This window comes from Streptomyces sp. NPDC059668, from assembly GCF_042734135.1.
Classification (GTDB): Bacteria; Actinomycetota; Actinomycetes; order Streptomycetales; family Streptomycetaceae; genus Streptomyces.
Window position 1 is genome coordinate 11,450 of the sequence record NZ_JBHWEL010000016.1, and the last position, 20,607, is coordinate 32,056.

Sequence of the window (20,607 nt, forward strand, 5' to 3'; positions counted from 1 at the left end):
CCCCGCCAACCCCCATAACCGGGGGACCGGGGGCCGCGGTTTGTTGTAAACGCCCCGGGGGCGCCCCCCGGCCCGCCCGGCCCCGGGCGCCCCACCCGGACGGCCCGGCGCCGCAGTGCACGGCGAGCGGGGCCGGGACCGGCCCTTCACACCGGATCGACGTCCGCCGCAGTGGGGGGGCGGGTCGGCGCGCGGTGTCCGGCGCGGTCAGGGCGGCGCGCATTGTCCGGCACGGTCAGGCCGACGAGCGGTGTCCGGCACGGTCAGCCAGGCGTGCGGTGTCCGGCACGGCCAGGTCGAGGCGCGGCGTCCGGCGCGGTCAGGTCGAGGCGCAGTGTCCGGCGCGGTCAGGCCGAGGCGCAGTGTCCGGCACGGTCAGCCGGGCGCGCGGTGGCCGGCACGGTCAGGCCGAGGCGCGACGTCCGGCGCGGCCAGGTCGACGAGCGGTGTCCGGCACGGTCAGCCAGGCGCGCGGTGTCCGGCACGGTCAGGCCGAAGCGCAGTGTCCGGCACGATCAGGCCGAGGCGCGGCATCCGGCACGATCAGGCCGGCGCGCGGCATCCGGCGCGGTACGTCGCGCGTGGTGCGCCGGGCCGACGCGCGGTGCCCGGCACGGTCAGACCCACGCTCGGTGTCCGGCACGGTCAGCAGGGCGCGGTCCGCAGGGTCGCCGGGCGGAAGGATCTCCGCCTGCCGCTCACCCCGGAAGGGGCCCCGCACCGCCGCGGTGTCACCCCACCGCGAGCAGGATCACCAGCACCACGGCCCCCGCGAGCGCGGGACCCATGACCTCGTACGCCCAGCGCACGCTGACCGCGCCCTGCGCGCCTTCGGCGGACGGGTGCGCCTCGGCGAGCTCGCGCAGGTCGTCCATCGCCTGGTCGGCCTGGGCGCGCGCGGGCTTCGCCGGGGACACCCGCCCGGCGTTGTCGGCCGCGACCCCCCGCGCCTGCCGCTTCGCCGCGCGCTTGCGGGAACGGAGCGAGACGGGGATCGCCCACAGCTGGTACTTGGTGCCGTCCGTGGTGACGACCTCGTTGGAGTAGCCGGAGCGCAGCGTGGCGATCGCGCTCCAGGGCACCACGATCACCCGGAACGGGTTGCGGACGCGCAGCCGTTCCTCGTTCGCGTAGACGGCCGGGCGCAGGGTGAAGGCGCTCACCAGCGGAACCAGCAGGATCAGCGCCGCGAGCGTCAGCCACGGCGTACGCCCGTGTCCCGAGACCAGCGCGTCGATGCCGAGCCAGCCGATGATGGCGAGCAGCACCACGCCGCCCGCGATGCCGGCGGACGACCGGTAGATCCGGTCCCTCGACTCGGGGCGCGAGGCGTCCGGCGGGGGTGGCTGGTGATCGGGCGTCGTCATGCCCCCGATTCTGCCCGACGGCCCGCCGCGGCCACGTCACGCCCCCACCGCCTCGCCGGTCGCCCGCGCCCCTGCCCCACCCCTGCCGCCCCATCGCCTCCCCCGCCCAGCCCCCACCCCCCGTCCACCCGGCCGTCTCCCCCTCCACCCGGGCGCCTCCCCCGGCCGTCTCCCCGTACGCCGACGCCGTGACCAGCCCCAGGCCTCCGGCGCCCCCACGCCCCTCCCCGCCCCGGCCGCCGGCCGCCCTCGTACGGAACGGCCCCCTCCGCCCACTTCGGCCCTCTCCGGCGCGCCCGGTTCCACCCCACTCCTTTCCACACCCGCCCCCGGGGCTGTACAGCCGCTACGCGCGTAGATATGCTCGGGTGGTGACCATGCCCACCACTGCACCCTCCCCCAAGCACTCGACATCGCTCGAGCAGGGTGGTGCCCCCACCCACGCGCTCGGCGACGTGACCGCGTCCGACAGCACCCTGCGCCGCTTCCTGCACGGGTTGCCCGGCGTCGACGCGGTCGGCCTGGAGGCGCGCGCCGCCTCGCTCGGCACCCGTTCCATCAAGACGACCGCGAAGGCGTACGCGATCGACCTCGCCATCTCGATGGTCGACCTGACGACGCTGGAAGGCGCGGACACCCCGGGCAAGGTCCGGGCGCTCGGCGTCAAGGCGGTCCACCCGGACCCGACCGACCGCACGGCGCCCGCCACCGCCGCGGTCTGCGTCTATCCCGACATGGTGGCCACCGCCAAGGAGGCCGTGGCCGGCTCCGGCGTGAAGGTCGCCTCCGTGGCCACCGCCTTCCCGGCGGGCCGCGCCGCGCTCGGCGTGAAGCTGGCCGACGTGCGGGACGCCGTCGCCGCGGGCGCCGACGAGATCGACATGGTCATCGACCGCGGGGCGTTCCTCGCGGGCCACTACCTGAAGGTGTACGACGAGATCGTCGCGGTGAAGGAGGCCTCGGGCGCCGCCCGCCTGAAGGTCATCTTCGAGACCGGCGAGCTGTCGACGTACGACAACATCCGGCGGGCCTCCTGGCTCGGCATGCTGGCCGGCGCGGACTTCATCAAGACCTCCACCGGCAAGGTGGCCGTCAACGCGACGCCGTCGAACACGCTGCTCATGCTGGAGGCGGTCCGCGACTTCCGCGCGCAGACCGGCGTCCAGGTCGGCGTGAAGCCGGCCGGCGGCATCCGGACCACCAAGGACGCCGTCAAGTTCCTGGTCCTGGTGAACGAGACCGCGGGCGAGGACTGGCTGGACAACCACTGGTTCCGCTTCGGCGCGTCCTCGCTTCTGAACGACCTGCTGATGCAGCGTCAGAAGCTGGCCACCGGCCGCTACTCCGGCCCCGACTACGTGACGGTGGACTGATCACCATGGCATCTGCATTCGAGTACGCACCGGCGCCCGAGTCCCGCTCGGTCGTCGACATCGCCCCGTCGTACGGCCTCTTCATCGACGGCGAGTTCACCGAGGCGGCGGACGGCAAGGTCTTCAAGACCGTCAGCCCCAGCACCGAGGAGGTCCTCTCCGAGGTCGCCCGGGCGGGCGCCGAGGACGTCGACCGGGCCGTGAAGGCGGCCCGCAGGGCCTTCGAGAAGTGGTCCGCGCTGCCCGGCTCCGAGCGCGCCAAGTACCTCTTCCGCATCGCCCGCATCGTCCAGGAGCGCTCCCGCGAGCTCGCCGTCCTGGAGACGCTGGACAACGGGAAGCCCATCAAGGAGACCCGCGACGCCGACCTCCCCCTGGTCGCCGCGCACTTCTTCTACTACGCGGGGTGGGCCGACAAGCTCGACCACGCCGGCTTCGGCGCGAACCCGCGTCCGCTGGGCGTGGCCGGCCAGGTCATCCCCTGGAACTTCCCGCTGCTGATGCTCGCGTGGAAGATCGCCCCGGCGCTGGCGACCGGCAACACGGTCGTCCTCAAGCCCGCCGAGACCACCCCCCTGTCGGCGCTGTTCTTCGCGGACATCTGCCGCCAGGCGGGCCTGCCCAAGGGCGTCGTCAACATCCTTCCCGGGTACGGCGACGCGGGCGCGGCCCTCGTCGAGCACCCGGACGTGAACAAGGTGGCGTTCACCGGCTCCACCGCCGTCGGCAAGGCGATCGCCCGCCAGGTGGCCGGCACCGACAAGAAGGTCACGCTCGAACTGGGCGGCAAGGGCGCGAACATCGTCTTCGACGACGCCCCCATCGACCAGGCGGTGGAGGGGATCGTCACCGGGATCTTCTTCAACCAGGGCCAGGTCTGCTGCGCGGGCAGCCGGCTCCTCGTCCAGGAGTCGATCCAGGACGAGCTGCTGGACTCCCTGAAGCGCAGGCTCTCCACGCTCCGGCTGGGCGACCCGCTCGACAAGAACACCGACATCGGCGCGATCAACTCCGCCGAGCAGCTGGCCCGTATCACCTCGCTCGTCGAGCAGGGCGCGGCCGAGGGCGCCGAGCGCTGGTCCCCGGAGTGCGAACTCCCCTCCTCCGGATACTGGTTCGCCCCGACGCTGTTCACCAACGTCACCCAGGCGCACACCATCGCCCGCGACGAGATCTTCGGTCCGGTGCTGTCGGTGCTGACCTTCCGCACCCCGGACGAGGCCGTCGCCAAGGCCAACAACTCCCAGTACGGCCTCTCGGCGGGCATCTGGACGGAGAAGGGTTCCCGGATCCTGGCCGTCGCGGGCAAGCTGCGCGCGGGCGTCATCTGGTCCAACACGTTCAACAAGTTCGACCCGACCTCGCCGTTCGGCGGATACAAGGAGTCGGGCTTCGGCCGCGAGGGCGGTCGCCACGGCCTGGAGGCGTACCTCGATGTCTGACAAGTCCGAAGAGCAGCGTCTGAGTGTCTTCAAGACCTACAAGCTGTACGTGGGCGGGAAGTTCCCGCGTTCCGAGAGCGGCCGGGTGTACGAGGTGACGGACTCGAAGGGCAAGTGGCTGGCGAACGCCCCGCAGTCGAGCCGCAAGGACGCCCGTGACGCGGTGGTCGCCGCGCGCAAGGCGTTCGGCGGCTGGTCCGGCGCGACCGCGTACAACCGCGGCCAGATCCTCTACCGCGTCGCCGAGATGCTGGAGGGCCGCCGGGACCAGTTCGCGCGCGAGGTCGCCGACGCGGAGGGCCTGTCGAAGTCGAAGGCGGCCGCGCAGGTCGACGCGGCGATCGACCGCTGGGTCTGGTACGCGGGCTGGACCGACAAGATCGCCCAGATCGTGGGCGGGGCCAACCCGGTCGCGGGCCCGTTCTTCAACCTGTCGACCCCGGAGCCGACCGGCGTCGTCACCGTCCTCGCGCCCCAGGACTCCTCGTTCCTCGGCCTGGTCTCGGTGATCGCCCCCGTGATCGCCACCGGCAACACGGCCGTGGTGATCGCGAGCGAGAAGTCCCCGCTGCCGGCGCTCTCGCTCGGCGAGGTGCTGGCGACCTCCGACCTCCCGGGCGGTGTCGTCAACGTCCTCTCCGGCAGGACGGCGGAGATCGCCGCTCCGCTCGCCGCGCACCAGGACGTCAACGCGATCGACCTCGCGGGCGCGGACGAGGTGCTGGCCAAGGAGCTGGAGATCGCCGCGGCCGACAACCTGAAGCGGGTCCTGCGTCCACAGCCTGTGGACTACGCGCGCACGCCCGGCACCGAGCGCCTCACGGCCTTCCTGGAGACGAAGACCGTCTGGCACCCGACCGGTTCACTGGGCGCTTCGGGCTCGTCGTACTGAGAGGGTTCCCCGCGCCCCCCGAGGGGCGCGGGGAGACTCACGCACCCCCCACTGCCCCCAGCGCCTGTCCCACCACCGGCATGCTGCCGAGCGACGGGGCCTGCGCCAGCGGCCGCGTCAGGGACTGCGAGCTCAGCGGCTTGAAGTCGGCCAGCTGGGCGCCGATCCCGTTGTCGAGCGGGTCGACACCGGTGCCCGCGAGCGGGTTGGGTTTGAGGCCCGCGAGCGGACCCGTGATGTATCCGAGGGTGCCGTTCAACGCCTGCACGCCCGCCTGCGGGTCGAGGTTGCCCGCCGACGCGGGCCGGGAGCGCATCACGTCGACGCCCGGGGCCGTGTCCGCGGCGGCCGTGGCCGCGCCCGCCCCCAGTGCCGCACCCGCGGTCGCCAGGGCGACCAGCGCGCGCCGCGCGGTCGGGTTCTTGCCTGATGCGTGTCGTGCCATGACGGGTGCCACCTTCTGATGCGCAAAGTAGTCGGTCCGATGCGAAGGGTAGTTGAGGTGTGATGTGCGCTCCAACGTCGACCCGCAGGGTCGGCACCACGCGCGCGATGCGCCAGACTGGTGTCTCGTGAGTCTCCCTCCCCCGATACCGACCCGTGTCGCGCTGCTCTGTGGCCCCTCCGGCTCGGGCAAGTCCCTCGTCGCCGCCCGCTCCGGCCTGCCCGTGCTGCGCCTGGACGACTTCTACAAGGAGGGTGACGACCCGACACTGCCGCTGGTGGACGGGAGTTCCGACATCGACTGGGACCACCCGGAGTCGTGGGACGCGCGAAAGGCGGTCGACGCGATCGAGGAACTGTGCCGTTCCGGACGTACGACCGTTCCCGTGTACGACATCTCGCTGAGCGCCCGTACCGGCACGGAGGCGCTGCGCATCGAACGCACGCCGCTGTTCATCGCGGAGGGCATCTTCGCCGCCGAGATCGTCGAGCGCTGCCGCGAACTGGGCCTGCTGGGCGACGCGCTGTGCCTGTCCCGCGGTCCGGTGACGACGTTCCGCCGGCGCTTCGTGCGGGATCTCAAGGAGGGCCGCAAGTCGGTCCCGTTCCTGCTCCGCCGCGGCTGGCGCCTGATGCGCGCCGAACGTTCGATCGTGGCGCGTCAGACCGCGCTGGGCGCGCACCCGTGCGACAAGGACGAGGCCCTGGGCCGGCTGGCCACGGCGGCCGGCGCCACGGAACCCTGTACGACGGCGGCGTAGTCGGCGGCCACGGCGACACGCCGGGCCCTCACACGAAAAGAGGTCCAGGCGGACCCCCCGTCCGCCCGGACCTTTTCCGCTTCCCCCGTGGTTCCCACGCGATCCCCCGTCGGCTCCCCCCGGAACCGTCCCCGCGCGAACCGCTTCCCCCGCTTCCCCCCACAGACCTTCAGGCGACGAGCTCCCCGAAGGACTCCTCCTCGTCACGGCCGAAGCTGAGGACCTCGTCCTCGCGCATCCGGCGCAGCGACCGCCAGATGCTCGACTTCACCGTGCCGACACTGATGTCGAGGATCTGCGCGATCTCCGGGTCCGTGCGGCCCTCGTAGTAACGAAGGACCAGCATGGTGCGCTGGAGTTCGGGCAGCCGGGCGAGCGCCTGCCACAGCACGGCGCGCAGCTCGGTGCCGCGCATCGCGTCCGTGTCACCGGCGGTCTCCGGCAGTTCCTCGGTCGGGTATTCGTTCAGCTTGCGGCGGCGCCACGCGCTGATGTGCAGATTGGTCATGGTGCGGCGGAGGTAGCCCCCGACCGCGGCCTTGTCACTGATCCGCTCCCAGGCCCGGTACGTCGAGAACAGCGCGCTCTGCAGCAGGTCCTCGGCCTCGAAGCGATCCCCCGTCAGGTGATAGGCGGTTGCGTACAGGGAGGCGCGGCGCTCCTGGACGTAGGCGGTGAACTCCGCCTCCGACAGCGAGCGACGCTCCCCCGTGGCCTCCCCGTACGCGGCTCCCCCGTGAGCTCCGCCGGCCGTTCCCGCGGCGGCAGCCGCCGCGGGGACCTCCCCCGTGCAGGCGTCAACCACCGTCATGTACGCGGTGTGCTGACGCCCGGTGCCGCGAGCGCACCCCCGCCCGCTCACGGCACCGGACTTCTCCGTGCTCCGGGTGACGTCGTGGAGCCGCGTGACAACTGCGCTCGTGCTGGTGCTGTGCAGCGTGTTCATCTCGCGCCCCCCGTCGTGGAGTCCCGGTGTCTTCCCTGCGCGCCCGGTGCCCTTCGTGCCTGGCCCCGCGCTCGCTCCGTGCTTCCGTGCTTGTGACGAAAAGCTTGCCCGGGCCACTTCATGGCCGTGTCCGCCGACTGTCACAGACCTGTCACAGGGGCCCCTCACGGGCGCGTCACGGCGCGATCACGGAGAAGAGCGGTGGGGCCGCGCGGACGTCCCGCGATGCGCCCCTTCTGTGCGAGAGATGGGTGGGAGCGCTCCAACTGTCGAAAGACCCCCTCACCATGGGCCAGAATGACGTCCGTGCCTTCCCTGTTGCTGATCGAGGACGACGACGCCATCCGTACGGCCCTGGAGCTCTCTTTGACGCGCCAGGGACACCGTGTGGCCACCGCTGCCACCGGCGAGGACGGTCTGAAGCTGCTGCGTGAGCAGCGGCCGGATCTGATCGTGCTGGATGTGATGCTGCCCGGCATCGACGGGTTCGAGGTGTGCCGGCGCATCCGGCGCACGGACCAGTTGCCCATCATTCTGCTGACCGCGCGCAGCGACGACATCGACGTGGTGGTCGGGCTGGAGTCCGGCGCCGACGACTATGTCGTCAAGCCGGTGCAGGGGCGCGTGCTCGACGCCCGCATCAGGGCCGTGCTGCGGCGCGGCGAGCGCGAGGCCAGCGACTCGGCGACGTTCGGTTCCCTCGTCATCGACCGGGCGGCGATGACGGTCACCAAGAACGGTGAGGACCTCCAGCTGACGCCCACCGAGCTGCGGCTGCTCCTGGAGCTGAGCCGCCGTCCCGGACAGGCGCTGTCCCGCCAGCAGTTGCTGCGGCTGGTCTGGGAGCACGACTACCTGGGCGACTCGCGTCTGGTGGACGCGTGTGTGCAGCGGCTGCGGGCGAAGGTCGAGGACGTCCCGTCCTCCCCCACGCTCATCCGTACGGTCCGCGGGGTCGGCTACCGGCTGGACAGTCCTCAGTGACCCCACCGCAGGACGCGCTCCGCGGCTGGGCCGCGGCGCGCAGGGCGATACTCGCGGGTCTGCGCTTCACCAGTCTGCGGCTGCGGCTGGTCGTGGTCTTCGGACTCGTCGCGCTCACCGCGGCGGTGTCGGCGTCCGGCATCGCGTACTGGCTCAACCGCGAGGCCGTGCTGACGCGTACTCAGGACGCGGTGCTGCGTGACTTCCAGCAGGAGATGCGCAATCACGCGAGTCTGCTGCCGGTGCGCCCGGCGCAGGACGAACTACAGCGCGCCGCGGGGCAGATGGCGAACAGCAGCCAGCGCTTCAGCGTGCTGCTGGTGGCCCGGGACAACAGCGGCAGGACCGTGGTGGGCAATTCGGAGCTGGACACCTTCACGCTGGAGGACGTGCCCGCGTCCCTCCAGAAGGCGGTGAACAAGGAGCAGTCGCTCTCCTCGAACAACAAGTCGGCCTATCACCTGTACTGGCAGCGCGTCACCGACCACGACAAGCCCTATCTGGTGGGCGGCGCGAAGGTCATCGGCGGGACCACGACCGGTTACATGCTCAAGTCGCTGGAGCCGGAGGCCAAGGACCTCAACTCGCTGGCCTGGTCGCTCGGTATCGCCACCGGCCTCGCCCTGATCGGCTCGGCGCTGCTCGCGCAGGCCGCCGCGACGACGGTCCTCAAGCCCGTGCACCGCCTCGGTATCGCCGCCCGCCGCCTCGGCGAGGGCAAGCTCGACACCCGGCTGCGCGTGTCCGGGACGGACGAACTCGCCGATCTGTCACGGACGTTCAACCACACCGCGGAGGCGCTGGAGAAGCGCGTCGAGGACATGAGCGCCCGCGACGAGGCGTCCCGCCGTTTCGTGGCGGACATGTCCCACGAACTCCGTACGCCCCTCACCGCGATCACCGCCGTCACGGAGATCCTGGAGGAGGAACTGGACGCGGAGACCGGCAGTGTCGATCCGATGATCGAGCCCGCCGTGCGTCTGGTCGTCAGTGAGACACGCCGTCTGAACGACCTGGTCGAGAACCTCATGGAGGTCACCCGCTTCGACGCGGGCACCGCCCGGCTCGTCCTGGACGACGTGGACATCGCCGACCAGATCACCGCCTGCATCGACGCCCGCGCCTGGCTGGACGCGGTGGACCTGGACGCGGAGCGCGGCATCATGGCGCGCCTCGACCCGCGCCGGCTGGACGTGATCCTGGCCAACCTGATCGGCAACGCACTCAAGCACGGCGGCAGTCCGGTGCGCGTCTCGGTCCGGGAGGAGGCGGACGACCTGCTGATCGAGGTGCAGGACCACGGTCCGGGCATCCCCGAGGACGTCCTGCCGCACGTCTTCGACCGCTTCTACAAGGCGAGCGCGTCGCGCCCGCGCTCCGAGGGCAGCGGTCTGGGGCTGTCGATCGCCCTGGAGAACGCGCACATCCACGGCGGCGAGATCACCGCCGCGAACGCGCCCGAGGGGGGCGCGGTCTTCACGCTCCGGCTCCCGCAGGACGCCTCGGAGCTGCTCGCCGACGACGAGCGCGAGCGGAACCGGAACGCCACGGAGGGCAGCGCGGGATGACGACCGTACGACGTCGAGGCGCGCGCCGGTGGCCGGCCGTCCCGCTCCTCGCGCTGCTGCTCGCGGGCTGCGGCATCCGCTCCACCCAGGTCCCCACGGACTTCGGCCCGGCGCCCTCCCGGGTCCCGTGCACCCTGTCCGGCCCGGACGTCTCCGCCCAGGCCTCGCGCGGCATCCCGGTGCAGGTGTTCCTGCTCTGCTCGGGGCAACTGGTGACGGTGGACCGGTCCGTACGGGTGCCCGACGGCGCGACGGAGGGCGCGCGGCGCGTCCTGGTGGCGCAGGGGCTCCTCGACGAGCTCGCCGAGGCGCCCGCCACTCCGGAACAGCAGGCGGGGTACACGACGGACGTGCGCGGCGGCATGACCGTGAGCGGACCCCGTCCCCGGGGCCCCAAGGAGCCGGAGGACACGCTCCGGCTCAGCACCCGGCCCCGGGAGCTCACCCCGGCGGCCCTGGCCCAGATCGTCTGCACCTTCTCCGACTCCGCCGCGGCGGAGGACGACGGTTCGGTGGTCCTCGGCGGCCCCGACACGACTGCGCCGCGCCGTTACCAGTGCACCTCGGACGTCCGCTCCGACCCCGCCACGAAGGCCCCGCCCTCCACGGCGCTCGACGGCGCCTGACCGCCGGACCGGGGCGTGTCCCCGGCCCGCGCGGAGAGCCGGGAGGCCGGCCCGGGCACCCGTGGGTGTGGCGCACGCCTCACCCCTGGACGCCACACCCGCCGCAGAGCCGGAACCGATCCTGCCGACCGCCGCGTCTTGGGAGGCGTGCAACGTCAAGGCGAAGGCGGCGGCAGCGCCGTGATCCGCGTCCGTGCGGCAGGAGCTCTCCTCCTCGTCGCGCATCTCGCGCTCGTCGCCTGGATCACGCTGCGCCCGCTGGACGTCCCCTGGGTGAGCCCCGCGAACCTGCGCCCGTTCGCCGGTATCCGGGCGGACCTCGCCCTGGGCCCCGTGGGGGCCGCCCGCCGCATCGGCGAGGGGCTGGGGCTGCTCGCCCCGCTCGGTGTCCTGCTCCCGACGGCGGCCGGCCGGCTGTCCGCCTCCCCTCTCGGGTCCCTGGTCCGCACGGTCACCGCGGGGGCCCTGCTGTCACTGGGCATAGAACTGCTGCAGACCGGGGTGCCCGGGCAGGTCGTGGACGTCGACTCGCTGCTGCTCAACACCGTCGGCGTGGCACTGGCCCATGTCGCGATCGTGCCCGCCGCCAGGGTGGCGCTCCGCCGCCGGGCCGAGACCAGGCGCCGCGCGGCCCTCCCCCGGGAGGACACGGCTCAGGGTCGGACCCCGACGATTCCCAGGGTCGGCATCGCACCGTAGAGCGACGCTTCGTCCGCTTCGTCACCGTAGCGTTGAAGACATCGAGGCCGGACGTCCGGCCCGCACTCAGCCCCGGTTCACGAAGGAGCCCTCATGAGCGCCCTTGCCCGCCCCACCAACGGCCGCATGATCGGCGGAGTGTGCGCAGCGCTGGCGCGGCGCTTCGGCACCTCCGCGACGACGATGCGCGTGATCTTCGTCCTGTCCTGCCTGCTGCCCGGGCCCCAGTTCCTGCTCTACATAGCGCTGTGGATCATGTTCCCGTCCGAGGACAAGGTCCGCACCGCCTGGTAGTCACCCGCCGGCGAGCTCCTCGCGCCAGACGCGCGACACGACCTGCGGCACGACGCGCCGGTGGGGCGCACCCGAATCGGGTGCGCCCCACCGGCGTCCTCGCGTGTGCGGGCCGGAGCCCGGACGGCGTGGGTCAGCCGAGCGGCAGTCCGTTCACCGGCAGGCCGTGCGTGGGCAGGCCCTGCAGCGGCAGACCGCCGAGCAGTCCGGCCACCGGCGCGGTGGGGCCGTTCGCGAGCACCTTCGCGGCGGCGGGCTGGGCGGCCGTCACACCCGCACCGAGCGCGCTCTGCCCCTGGGCGAGTGCCTGACCCGCGCCCGGCAGCACATTGGCCACACTCTGCGCGGGCAGCGCCTGGGTGACGGTGTCCAGCGCCGAGGAGGCGTCGGGCACGGCCGGTGCCGCGTTCGCGGCGCCGGCGCCGACGGCGGCGAAAGCGGCACCGAGAGCGGCGACACCGAGGGTCTTGGCAGCAGACTGCTTCATATGGAATGCGTCCTTGGATCCGTGTGACGGGAATGTGAGCGGTCCAAAACCGTAAACACGCAAAGCGCCACTCCGCAAACATCGAAAACCGGTCGAGTCATGGAGAATGAGTGAAGACCCGACCGTCCCCCGCCGCTCCGATCAGGCCTGGTCCTCCAAGGATCCCCTGGTGGAAGCGGTCTGCTGGAACAGCCATTCGGACTTCAGCTCGGCATATCCGGGCTTGATCACGTCATTGATCATCGCGAGTCGTTCATCGAAAGGAATGAATGCTGACTTCATAGCATTGACCGAGAACCACTGGAGATCGTCGAGTGAATAACCGAACGCGTCGACAAGGTGCTCGAATTCACGGCTCATGCTCGTCCCGGACATGAGCCGGTTGTCCGTGTTCACCGTGACCCGGAAGTGCAGCCGCCGCAACAACCCGATCGGGTGCTCGGCGTAGGAGTCGGCGGCACCGGTCTGGAGGTTGGAGCTGGGGCACAGCTCCAACGGGACGCGCTTGTCACGGACGTACGACGCGAGGCGCCCGAGCGTCACCGAGCCGTCCTGCGCGACCTCGATGTCGTCGATGATCCGGACGCCGTGGCCGAGCCGGTCCGCACCGCACCACTGGAGCGCCTGCCAGATGGACGGCAGCCCGAAGGCCTCGCCCGCGTGGATGGTGAAGTGGTTGTTCTCGCGCTTGAGGTACTCGAACGCGTCGAGGTGCCGGGTGGGCGGGAAGCCGGCCTCGGCCCCCGCGATGTCGAAGCCGACGACACCCGAATCCCGGTAACGGTTGGCCAGTTCGGCGATCTCCAGGGAACGGGCCGCGTGCCGCATCGCGGTGAGCAGCGCGCCCACCCGGATGCGGTGGCCGTTCTCCCGCGCCCGGCGCTCGCCCTCCCGGAAACCCTCGTTGACCGCCTCCACGACCTCTTCGAGGGTGAGACCGCGCTCCAGGTGCTGCTCGGGGGCGTAGCGCACCTCGGCGTAGACGACCCCGTCCTCGGCGAGGTCCTCGGCGCACTCGGCGGCGACCCGCACCAGCGCCTCACGGGTCTGCATGACGGCGCAGGTGTGCGCGAAGGTCTCCAGGTACCGCTCGAGGGACCCGGAGTCGGCGGCCTCCCTGAACCAGACGCCGAGTTTGCCGGGGTCGGTCTCGGGGAGCCCGGAGTAGCCGCTCTCCAGGGCGAGTTCGACGATCGTCCCGGGGCGCAGGCCTCCGTCGAGGTGATCGTGCAGCAGGACCTTGGGCGCCCGGCGGATCTGTTCCGAGCTCGGGGTGTTCCGGATCTGGCTCGTCATTCGCGCACTGTAGCCCCTACGCGCGTAGATGTTCCGTCGTCCCGATCCGTCGATATGTAACGGTGACCCGGCGGACGGGTGGCGTACACCGTCACTTCTGACACTGTTCTGTCATGGCACAGCAAGCGACGCCGGTACGCAGCGCCCGGCTGGGGAGGGCACTGGGCCCGGAGCCGACGGCCGTCAGCGGAGTGGTCCTGCTGCTCCCGGGCGGCGACGAGACCTCCGGCCGCAGACCCTCCCCCATGTGGGCGACCGCCTCCGTACGCGCGTTGGGCCGCCGCCTCACGCGCGCGGGAGGGACCGAGGGCCTGGCCGCCCACGTCGTGCACTACCGCTTCCGCGGCTGGAACGGCAGCGAGGCGCACCTCGCGGGCGACGCGTCCTGGGCCGCCGACGAGGTCGTGCGCCGTTACGGCGACGTCCCCGTCTGCCTCGCCGGGGTCGACATGGGAGGCCGGGCCGCCCTGCGCGCCGCCGGTCACACCGCCGTCAACTCCGTGCTGGCGCTGGCACCCTGGCTGCCCGAGGAGGACGTGGCGGCCCCACCCGAACCGGTGAAGCAGCTCACCGGGCGGCGCGTGCTGATCGTGCACGGCACCAACGACGAGCGCACCGACCCGGAACTGTCCTTCCGGCTGGCGGCCCGCGCCAAGAAGTCCAACCGCGACGTCTGCCGCTTCGAGGTCCACTCCGACGGGCACGGGCTGCACCAGCACCGGACCGAAGTCCACGCGCTGGCCGAGGACTTCGTGATGGGCGCGCTGTTCGGGCGCGGACTGTCCCGGCCGCTGGAGGACGCGCTCGCCGCGCCACCGCCGCTGGGCCTGCGGATGCCGCTCGCCTCGGGCTTCGGGAAGGCACTGCGTCACTGAGGGCTGTCCCGCGGCGTGGAGGGATGCTCCCGGCGCTCGCCGTACCCCTCAGTCCGGGAGCAGCCGGCCCCGTCGTGACAGCAGGAACCTCTTGAAGGCGGCCACGGGCGGGGTGTCGGGGTGACCCTCCCGCCACGCCACCCCGATCTCACGGACCGCGCGCGGGGCGGTGACCGTCAGTTCGACGACCCCGGGGCGGGCGACGGCCGGTGGCGGCAGCAGGGCGACGCCCAGACCAGCGGCGACGAGTCCGCGGAGCGTCTCGGCCTCCTCGCCCTCGAAGGCGATCCGCGGCCTGAATCCCGCCTCCTGGCAGAGGTCGTCGGTGATGCGCCGCATGCCGTAGCCGGGTTCGAGGGTCACGAAGGTCTCGTCGGCGGCCTCGGCCAGCCTCACGCGCCGGCGGGAGGCGAGCCGGTGGTCGGCGGGGACGACGAGGCGCAGCTTCTGTTCGTCCACGAGGCGGCCCACCAGGTCGGGCGCGTCGGGGACGGGCGAGGTGAGGCACAGGTCCAGCTCGCCCGAGCGCAGCCGCTCCAGCATCGCCTCGCCGTAGTTCTGGACGAGGCTGAAGCGGACCCCGGGGTGATCGGCGCGGAAGGCGCGGATGAGGCCGGGGACGGTCTCCGAACCCATCGTGTGCAGGAAGCCGAAGGCGACCTTGCCGGTGGCCGGGTCGGCGTCCGCGCGCACCTCGTCGGCGGCGCGCCCGATCTCGGCGAGGGCACGTTCGACGGAGGAGAGGAACGTACGGCCCGCGGGGGTGAGCGAGACCGTACGGCCGCGGCGCGCGAACAGGTCGACGCCCAGGTCCTGTTCGAGCCGGACCATGGCCCGCGACAGGGTCGACTGCGGGACCCGCATCTCCTGCGCGGCCCTCGTCACGTGCTCGGTGCGGGCCACCCCGGCGAAGTGCGCGAGACGCGGGACGAGGACCGCGACGATGTCTTCTGTGTCACTGGACGGTGACAGGTGCCCCTGTGACCTCTGCTGATGCGCCATGGGAACGATTATGGCGATTCCATGCATTGGACGGATGAATGACGGGACCTTACGTTCGAAGCATGCCTTCCGCCAGTACCGGGGCGTCCACCACCGTGGACGCCTCCGCAACCGCCGTCCCCGCGTCCGCCGACTCCCGTATGGCCCCGGGCGGGCCCGGATACCGCCGGATGAGCTTCGCCCTCTTCCTCGCCGGTGTCGCGACCTTCGCGCTCCTCTACTCCACGCAGGCCCTGCTCCCACTCATCTCCACGGACCTCGGTGTGACCGCGAGCCAGGCCAGCTGGACGGTGTCGGCCGCGACGGGCGGGCTCGCGCTCTTCGTCCTCCCGATGAGCGCGCTCTCGGAGCGCTACGGACGGCGTACGTTGATGACGGCGTCGCTGGTGGTCGCGGTGGCGGTCGGTCTGCTGGTGCCCTTCGCGCCGTCGATCGGCGCGCTGGTGGCGCTGCGCGCGGTGCAGGGCGCGGCGCTGGCGGGGCTGCCCGCGTCGGCGACGGCGTACCTGGCCGAGGAGGTCCGCCCCAAGGCCCTGATCACGGCGATCGGTCTCTTCGTGGCGGGCAACAGCGTCGGCGGGATGAGCGGCCGGGTCATCACCGGCTGGGTCGCGCAGGAATGGGGCTGGCGGATCGCCGTCGCCGCGATCGGCGTGATCGCGGTGGCGTGCGCGGTGGCCTTCCGGCTGCTGCTCCCCGCGCCCCGGCACTTCACCCCGGGTTCGCCGCGGCCGCGGGCGCTGGTCCGCACAGTCCGTGACCACCTCGCCAACCCGCTGCTGTGCCGGCTGTACGCGATCGGCGCGCTGTTCATGATGGTCTTCGGCGGCGTCTACACGGTGATCGGCTACCGCCTCACCGAGGCCCCGTTCTCGCTCCCCCAGGGCATCATCGGCTCGATCTTCCTGGTCTACCTCGTCGGCACGGTGTCGGCGTCGACGGCGGGCCGGCTGGTCGACCGCGTGGGCCGGCGCGGCTCGCTCTACCTGGCGGGCGGCACGACCACCGCCGGGCTCCTCCTCTCGCTGGCCGACTCCCTCCCGCTGGTCCTGCTCGGCCTGGTCCTGATCACCGCGGGCTTCTTCGCGGGCCACGCGGTGGCGTCCTCGTCGGTGAGCCACACCGCCAAGGAGGGCCGCGCCCAGGCGTCCGCCCTCTACCAGTCCGCCTACTACATCGGCTCCAGCGCCGGCAGCACGCTCGGCGCCGTCGCCTTCCACGCGGGCGGCTGGGCCGGCACGGTGGTGCTCGGACTGCTCGCGGTGCTCGGCGTCGTGTCGATCACCCTCTTCGGCTCGCACGCGGCGCGGGTCCAGGCGGCCCACAAGCCGGTCCTGGCGCACTGAACCGGCTCGCCGGAGCGGTCCGGCGCGGTGTCGTCGAACGCGTGGGCGAAGGGCATCGGCGCCGTCCAGGTCCCCGGCGACCGGTCCGGCCTGCTCCTTTTCCCACTCCGTGGGCCATTGTCAGTGGGCTGCGGTAGCTTCCGAGGTGCCGGCGCAGCGAAGCGACGGCGCGACGGGAACAGCCACAGGGGTGGGTTGGCCATGAGCGACGGTACGGCGACGACGACAGACCTGGACGTCCGGCTGGAGAAGCACCGGGTCGAGCTGACCGGATACTGCTACCGGATGCTCGGCTCCTCCTTCGAGGCGGAGGACGCGGTGCAGGACACGATGGTCCGCGCCTGGCGGAGCTACGACAAGTTCGAGGGCCGCTCGTCGATACGCTCCTGGCTGTACCGGATCGCCACGAACGTGTGCCTGGACATGCTGAACGCCGGCAACAGAAGGGCCCGGCCCATGGATCTCACCGGCCCCTCCCCGCTCGCCCAGGCGGCGCTCACCCCGCGCCCGGACAACACCTGGCTGGAGCCGGTGCCCGACGCCCGTGTGCTGCCAACCATCAGCGACCCGGCCGAGGCGGCGGTGGCCAAGGAGTCGGTGCGGCTCGCCTTCATGGCCGCCCTCCAGCAGTTGCCGCCCAAGCAGCGGGCCGTGCTCATCCTGCGCGAGGTCCTCGCGTGGAAGGCGAGCGAGGTCGCCGAACTGCTCGGCACCACGGTCGCCTCGGTCAACAGCGCGCTGCAGCGGGCCCGCGCCACCCTCGCGGAGCGCGAGGGCACCCCGGGCGCCGTCTCCGACCCGCTCGACGAGGAGCAGCAGAAGCTCCTGGAGCGCTATGTCGCCGCGTTCGAGGGGTACGACATGACGGCCCTGACCGCGCTGCTCCACGAGGACGCGATCATGACGATGCCGCCGTTCGACCTGTGGCTGAGCGGCCCCGGCGACATCACGGGCTTCATGACGACGCTCGGCGCCTCCTGCGCGGGTTCGCGCCTGCTCCCGGTCTCGGTGAACGGTCTGCCGGGCTTCGCGCACTACAAGCCGGACCCGGAGAAGGGCGGCTTCGGCGCCTGGGCGATCCAGGCCCTGGAGATCTCAGACGGCCGGATCACCGGGTTCCACTGCTTCCTCGACACCGAGCGCTGGTTCCCGCTCTTCGGCCTCCCCCTCCAGCTCGAAGCGGAGGCCCACTAGATCGAGGAGGGCGCGCAGCGGCGGGGCCGGATCGCGCAGGCGTATGCGTCCACCGGCCCGGCGGGCGGCGAGCTCCATCCTGGCCAGGGCGTCGACGGTGGCGAGTCCGGGCGGCCCGAGCCCGGTGACGTCACAGACGACCACTCCGCCGCCCGTCGCCGCCAGCCGCGCGCGCACGTCGTCGCACAGCCGCGGCACCTCGGCGCGGGTGACGGCGGCGGGCAGCACGAGTACGGCGGGTGTCATGGCGTCCACGGTCAGTAGACCGGCCGGAGGGACCGAACTCATCGGGGCCCCGCCGCCGCGCTCGCCCGCCCGCGTGCCGTAAGGATCACATTGACCCGCGCCCGGCCTTCCCCGGAGGGTTGGGTGTATGCCCCACGAACCCGTGCCCGACCGTCCGCCAGGCCGCCTCCCGTCCCACAAGGAGGTGCCGTGCAGGGGGTGTTGACGGGGTTCGCGGTGATCGCCGTCGTCATCGGCGTCGGCTGGCTGATCGGCCGCCGGGGCTACCTCGGGGAGAACGGCCGGGAGGTGCTGACCAAGCTCGCCTTCCATGTGGCCTCCCCCGCGCTGCTGTTCACCACGCTCGCCCGCGCCGACCTGTCGGTGATCTTCTCCAGCCGGCTGCTGGTCACCGCCATGAGCACCGCCGCGGCGGCCGGCGTCTTCGTCGTGGTGGGCGCCGTACGCGGCTGGGGCGTGGGCCGGACGACGATCGGCGCGCTGTGCTCCAGCTACGTCAACTCCGGCAACCTCGGCATCCCGATCGCGGTGTACGTCCTCGGTGACGCCTCGCTGGTCGCGCCGGTCCTGCTGTTCCAGCAGATCGTGGTCACACCGGTCGCGCTGACGGTCCTCGACCTGTCGGGCCCCGGCGAGAAGGGTTCGGTGTGGCTGCGGCTCGTCACGCCCCTGCGCAACCCCATCGCCGTCGGCTCGCTCGCCGGGGTCGCCGTGTCGGCGAGCGGTCTGAGGGTGCCGGGGCCGGTCATGGACCCGCTCACCCTGATCGGCAACATGTCGGTGCCCGCGGTGCTGCTGGCGTTCGGCATCTCGCTGTGCGGCAGCACGCTGCCCGGCCGCGGCGCGGACCGGCACCCGGTGCTGCTGTCCGTCGCGCTGAAGGCGGTCGGCCAGCCCGCGGTGGCCTGGGCGCTCGCGGCGGGCGTGTTCGGGCTGCACGGCGCGCCCCTGCTCGACGTCGTGGTCACCTCGGCGCTGCCCGCCGCCCAGAACCTCTTCACCTACGCCTCGCGCTACCGCGTCGGCGAGACACTCGCCCGCGAGTCGATCCTCCTGTCGACGATCCTGTCCGTCCCGGCCCTGGTGGTGATCGCAACCACACTCGGCTGACACCCCGCCCCCGCCAACCCACGCGAGGGTCCGTGCCGGTACGCCGCAGCCCGTCGCTCACGCCCGGATCGAACAACGGCTCCCATGCCCGGCCCACGCCTGATCCAACGGCGACGGACTCGACGTACCGACACGGCCCCGCCCCACCACCGCCCACACCGAACCCGGCACCGGCACCGGACCCGCACCCGCACCCGCACCCGGAACAATCGCCCGCACCGACCCCGGCCGGACCGCACGCAAGGAGGGGCCGGCGCACCTGGCGCCGGCCCCTCCCAGGACGTGTTGCGACGGAGCGTCAGGCGATCCGGTCCAGCACGATCGGGTTCGGCTCGAACTCCGTGCCCGCGGCAGCGATGTCGTACGAGCCCTCGACCGACTCCAGCGCGTACGCGAAACGCTCGGGAGTGTCCGTGTGCAGGGTCAGCAGCGGCTGCCCCGCGGTGACCGTGTCACCCGGCTTGGCGTGCAGCTCGACGCCGGCGGCGGCCTGCACCGGGTCCTCCTTGCGCGCACGCCCCGCACCCAGCCGCCACGCGGCGATGCCGATGTCGTACGCGTCGAGGCGGGTCAGCACGCCCGAGGACGCCGCCGTCACCACGTGCTGCTCGCGCGAGGTCGGGAGCTCGGCGTCCGGGTCACCGCCCTGCGCGGCGATCATGCGGCGCCAGACGTCCATCGCGGAACCGTCGGCGAGGGCCTTCGCCGGGTCCGCGTCCTTCACGCCCGCGGCGTCCAGCATCTCGCGGGCCAGGGCGAGGGTGAGCTCGACGACGTCCGAGGGGCCGCCGCCGGCCAGCACCTCGACCGACTCCCGTACCTCCAGCGCGTTGCCGGCCGTCAGCCCCAGCGGCGTCGACATGTCGGTCAGCAGCGCGACCGTCCGCACCCCGTGGTCGGTGCCCAGGCCGACCATCGTGGAGGCCAGCTCGCGGGCGTCCTCGATGGTCTTCATGAAGGCGCCGGTGCCCACCTTCACGTCCAGGACCAGCGAGCCCGTGCCCTCGGCGATCTTCTTCGACATGATCGAGGACGCGATCAGCGGGATCGCCTCCACCGTGCCGGTGACGTCCCGGAGGGCGTACAGCTTCTTGTCGGCGGGGGCCAGCCCGTCACCCGCCGCGCAGATCACCGCGCCCGTGGTGTCGAGGACGTGCAGCATCTCCTCGTTGGAGAGCAGGGCCCGCCAGCCGGGGATCGACTCCAGCTTGTCCAGCGTGCCGCCCGTGTGGCCGAGGCCGCGCCCGGACAGCTGCGGCACCGCGGCACCGCAGGCCGCGACCAGCGGGGCCAGCGGAAGCGTGATCTTGTCGCCGACGCCGCCCGTGGAGTGCTTGTCGGCGGTCGGACGGGACAGCGAGGAGAACTCCATGCGCTCGCCCGAGGCGATCATCGCAGCGGTCCAGCGGGCGATCTCGCGGCGGTTCATGCCGTTGAGCAGGATCGCCATGTTGAGGGCGGCCATCTGGTAGTCGGCGACCTCGCCGCGGGTGTACGCGTCGATGACCCAGTCGATCTGTGTGTCGCTGAGCTCACCGCGATCCCGCTTGGTGCGGATGACGGAGACGGCGTCCATGGCCATGACTTTCCTTCCGAAGACTTGCGAACATCCGCGGCCCCTCCCGATCGGTCGTCCGATCGTCGGGAGGGGCCGC

Annotated in this window: 21 protein-coding genes; 13 read left to right on the forward strand and 8 right to left on the reverse strand. The window is 72.3% G+C overall.

Annotated features, from left to right (window positions below):
* Positions 1-731 precede the first annotated feature (731 nt).
* Positions 732-1,367 carry a PH domain-containing protein gene (locus ACFV2J_RS14580; RefSeq protein WP_385438836.1) on the reverse strand — a complete coding sequence of 212 codons (636 nt, stop codon included), beginning with the start codon at positions 1,365-1,367 and terminating at the stop codon, positions 732-734.
* 377 nt (positions 1,368-1,744) lie between these two features.
* On the opposite strand from ACFV2J_RS14580, the gene deoC reads away from it, so the two are divergent.
* The 3 genes from deoC to ACFV2J_RS14595 are packed head-to-tail and all read left to right on the forward strand — an operon-like array spanning position 1,745 to position 5,074.
* Positions 1,745-2,740 carry a deoxyribose-phosphate aldolase gene (gene deoC, locus ACFV2J_RS14585; RefSeq protein WP_168529907.1) on the forward strand — a complete coding sequence of 332 codons (996 nt, stop codon included), beginning with the start codon at positions 1,745-1,747 and terminating at the stop codon, positions 2,738-2,740.
* 5 nt (positions 2,741-2,745) lie between these two features.
* Positions 2,746-4,182 (forward strand): aldehyde dehydrogenase family protein, encoded by a 1,437-nt coding sequence (locus tag ACFV2J_RS14590; protein WP_385090871.1) that lies wholly within the window; start codon positions 2,746-2,748, stop codon positions 4,180-4,182.
* Positions 4,175-5,074: an aldehyde dehydrogenase family protein gene (locus ACFV2J_RS14595; protein ID WP_385090874.1), complete on the forward strand. Its 900-nt coding sequence runs from the start codon at positions 4,175-4,177 to the stop codon at positions 5,072-5,074. The genes ACFV2J_RS14590 and ACFV2J_RS14595 overlap by 8 nt, the downstream gene beginning before the upstream one ends.
* A gap of 37 nt (positions 5,075-5,111) precedes the next feature.
* Here ACFV2J_RS14595 and ACFV2J_RS14600 read toward each other — a convergent pair whose 3' ends face one another.
* A complete protein-coding gene (locus ACFV2J_RS14600; protein ID WP_385090877.1) occupies positions 5,112-5,519 on the reverse strand; it encodes a hypothetical protein in 408 nt (135 codons plus the stop codon).
* Between the two features lie 127 nt (positions 5,520-5,646).
* Between ACFV2J_RS14600 and ACFV2J_RS14605 the strand changes: the two genes are divergently transcribed.
* The gene (locus ACFV2J_RS14605) at positions 5,647-6,279 is read left to right on the forward strand and encodes a uridine kinase (protein ID WP_385090880.1); all 633 of its coding nucleotides are present in this window, start codon (positions 5,647-5,649) and stop codon (positions 6,277-6,279) included.
* A gap of 169 nt (positions 6,280-6,448) precedes the next feature.
* Here the strand turns inward: ACFV2J_RS14605 and ACFV2J_RS14610 are convergent, their stop codons facing one another.
* Positions 6,449-7,225 carry a SigE family RNA polymerase sigma factor gene (locus ACFV2J_RS14610; protein ID WP_385090882.1) on the reverse strand — a complete coding sequence of 259 codons (777 nt, stop codon included), beginning with the start codon at positions 7,223-7,225 and terminating at the stop codon, positions 6,449-6,451.
* Positions 7,226-7,531: 306 nt separating this feature from the next.
* On the opposite strand from ACFV2J_RS14610, the gene afsQ1 reads away from it, so the two are divergent.
* The 5 genes from afsQ1 (at position 7,532) to ACFV2J_RS14635 (ending at position 11,396) form a co-directional block, all read left to right on the forward strand.
* Entirely contained in the window at positions 7,532-8,209 is a 678-nt protein-coding gene (gene afsQ1 / locus ACFV2J_RS14615; RefSeq protein WP_058923589.1) for a two-component system response regulator AfsQ1, read from the forward strand.
* Positions 8,206-9,777 carry a sensor histidine kinase gene (locus tag ACFV2J_RS14620; RefSeq protein WP_385090885.1) on the forward strand — a complete coding sequence of 524 codons (1,572 nt, stop codon included), beginning with the start codon at positions 8,206-8,208 and terminating at the stop codon, positions 9,775-9,777. The genes afsQ1 and ACFV2J_RS14620 overlap by 4 nt, the downstream gene beginning before the upstream one ends.
* Complete coding sequence (locus tag ACFV2J_RS14625; RefSeq protein ID WP_385438844.1) at positions 9,774-10,403, forward strand: hypothetical protein; 630 nt, start codon at positions 9,774-9,776, stop codon at positions 10,401-10,403. The genes ACFV2J_RS14620 and ACFV2J_RS14625 overlap by 4 nt, the downstream gene beginning before the upstream one ends.
* 147 nt (positions 10,404-10,550) lie before the next feature.
* Positions 10,551-11,102, forward strand: a complete 552-nt coding sequence (locus ACFV2J_RS14630; protein ID WP_385090892.1) for a VanZ family protein — start codon at positions 10,551-10,553, stop codon at positions 11,100-11,102.
* Between the two features lie 93 nt (positions 11,103-11,195).
* Positions 11,196-11,396, forward strand: a complete 201-nt coding sequence (locus ACFV2J_RS14635; protein WP_385090895.1) for a PspC domain-containing protein — start codon at positions 11,196-11,198, stop codon at positions 11,394-11,396.
* A gap of 133 nt (positions 11,397-11,529) precedes the next feature.
* Here the strand turns inward: ACFV2J_RS14635 and ACFV2J_RS14640 are convergent, their stop codons facing one another.
* Positions 11,530-11,883, reverse strand: a complete 354-nt coding sequence (locus ACFV2J_RS14640; RefSeq protein ID WP_385438848.1) for an ATP-binding protein — start codon at positions 11,881-11,883, stop codon at positions 11,530-11,532.
* Between the two features lie 141 nt (positions 11,884-12,024).
* Positions 12,025-13,179 (reverse strand): adenosine deaminase, encoded by a 1,155-nt coding sequence (locus ACFV2J_RS14645; protein WP_385093736.1) that lies wholly within the window; start codon positions 13,177-13,179, stop codon positions 12,025-12,027.
* A 113-nt stretch (positions 13,180-13,292) separates the two neighbouring features.
* Here ACFV2J_RS14645 and ACFV2J_RS14650 point away from each other — a divergent pair, with 113 nt between their 5' ends.
* The gene (locus ACFV2J_RS14650; RefSeq protein ID WP_385093739.1) at positions 13,293-14,054 is read left to right on the forward strand and encodes an alpha/beta hydrolase family protein; all 762 of its coding nucleotides are present in this window, start codon (positions 13,293-13,295) and stop codon (positions 14,052-14,054) included.
* A gap of 48 nt (positions 14,055-14,102) precedes the next feature.
* On the opposite strand, the gene ACFV2J_RS14655 is transcribed toward ACFV2J_RS14650, so the two are convergent.
* Entirely contained in the window at positions 14,103-15,056 is a 954-nt protein-coding gene (locus tag ACFV2J_RS14655) for a LysR substrate-binding domain-containing protein (protein WP_385093742.1), read from the reverse strand.
* Between the two features lie 62 nt (positions 15,057-15,118).
* Here ACFV2J_RS14655 and ACFV2J_RS14660 point away from each other — a divergent pair, with 62 nt between their 5' ends.
* Both ACFV2J_RS14660 and ACFV2J_RS14665 read left to right on the forward strand, forming a co-directional pair.
* Positions 15,119-16,402: an MFS transporter gene (locus tag ACFV2J_RS14660; RefSeq protein WP_385093745.1), complete on the forward strand. Its 1,284-nt coding sequence runs from the start codon at positions 15,119-15,121 to the stop codon at positions 16,400-16,402.
* A 201-nt stretch (positions 16,403-16,603) separates the two neighbouring features.
* On the forward strand, positions 16,604-17,596 hold the full coding sequence (locus ACFV2J_RS14665) for a sigma-70 family RNA polymerase sigma factor (RefSeq protein WP_385093748.1): 993 nt from the start codon (positions 16,604-16,606) through the stop codon (positions 17,594-17,596).
* Here the strand turns inward: ACFV2J_RS14665 and ACFV2J_RS14670 are convergent.
* Positions 17,498-17,884 carry an STAS domain-containing protein gene (locus tag ACFV2J_RS14670; RefSeq protein ID WP_385093751.1) on the reverse strand — a complete coding sequence of 129 codons (387 nt, stop codon included), beginning with the start codon at positions 17,882-17,884 and terminating at the stop codon, positions 17,498-17,500. The two genes, ACFV2J_RS14665 and ACFV2J_RS14670, sit on opposite strands and share 99 nt — an antisense overlap.
* A gap of 147 nt (positions 17,885-18,031) precedes the next feature.
* Between ACFV2J_RS14670 and ACFV2J_RS14675 the strand changes: the two genes are divergently transcribed.
* Entirely contained in the window at positions 18,032-18,952 is a 921-nt protein-coding gene (locus tag ACFV2J_RS14675; RefSeq protein WP_385093754.1) for an AEC family transporter, read from the forward strand.
* A gap of 298 nt (positions 18,953-19,250) precedes the next feature.
* On the opposite strand, the gene ACFV2J_RS14680 is transcribed toward ACFV2J_RS14675, so the two are convergent.
* Positions 19,251-20,534, reverse strand: coding sequence for a thymidine phosphorylase (locus ACFV2J_RS14680; protein ID WP_385098430.1), 1,284 nt, complete (start codon positions 20,532-20,534; stop codon positions 19,251-19,253).
* Between the last annotated feature and the right edge of the window lie 73 nt (positions 20,535-20,607).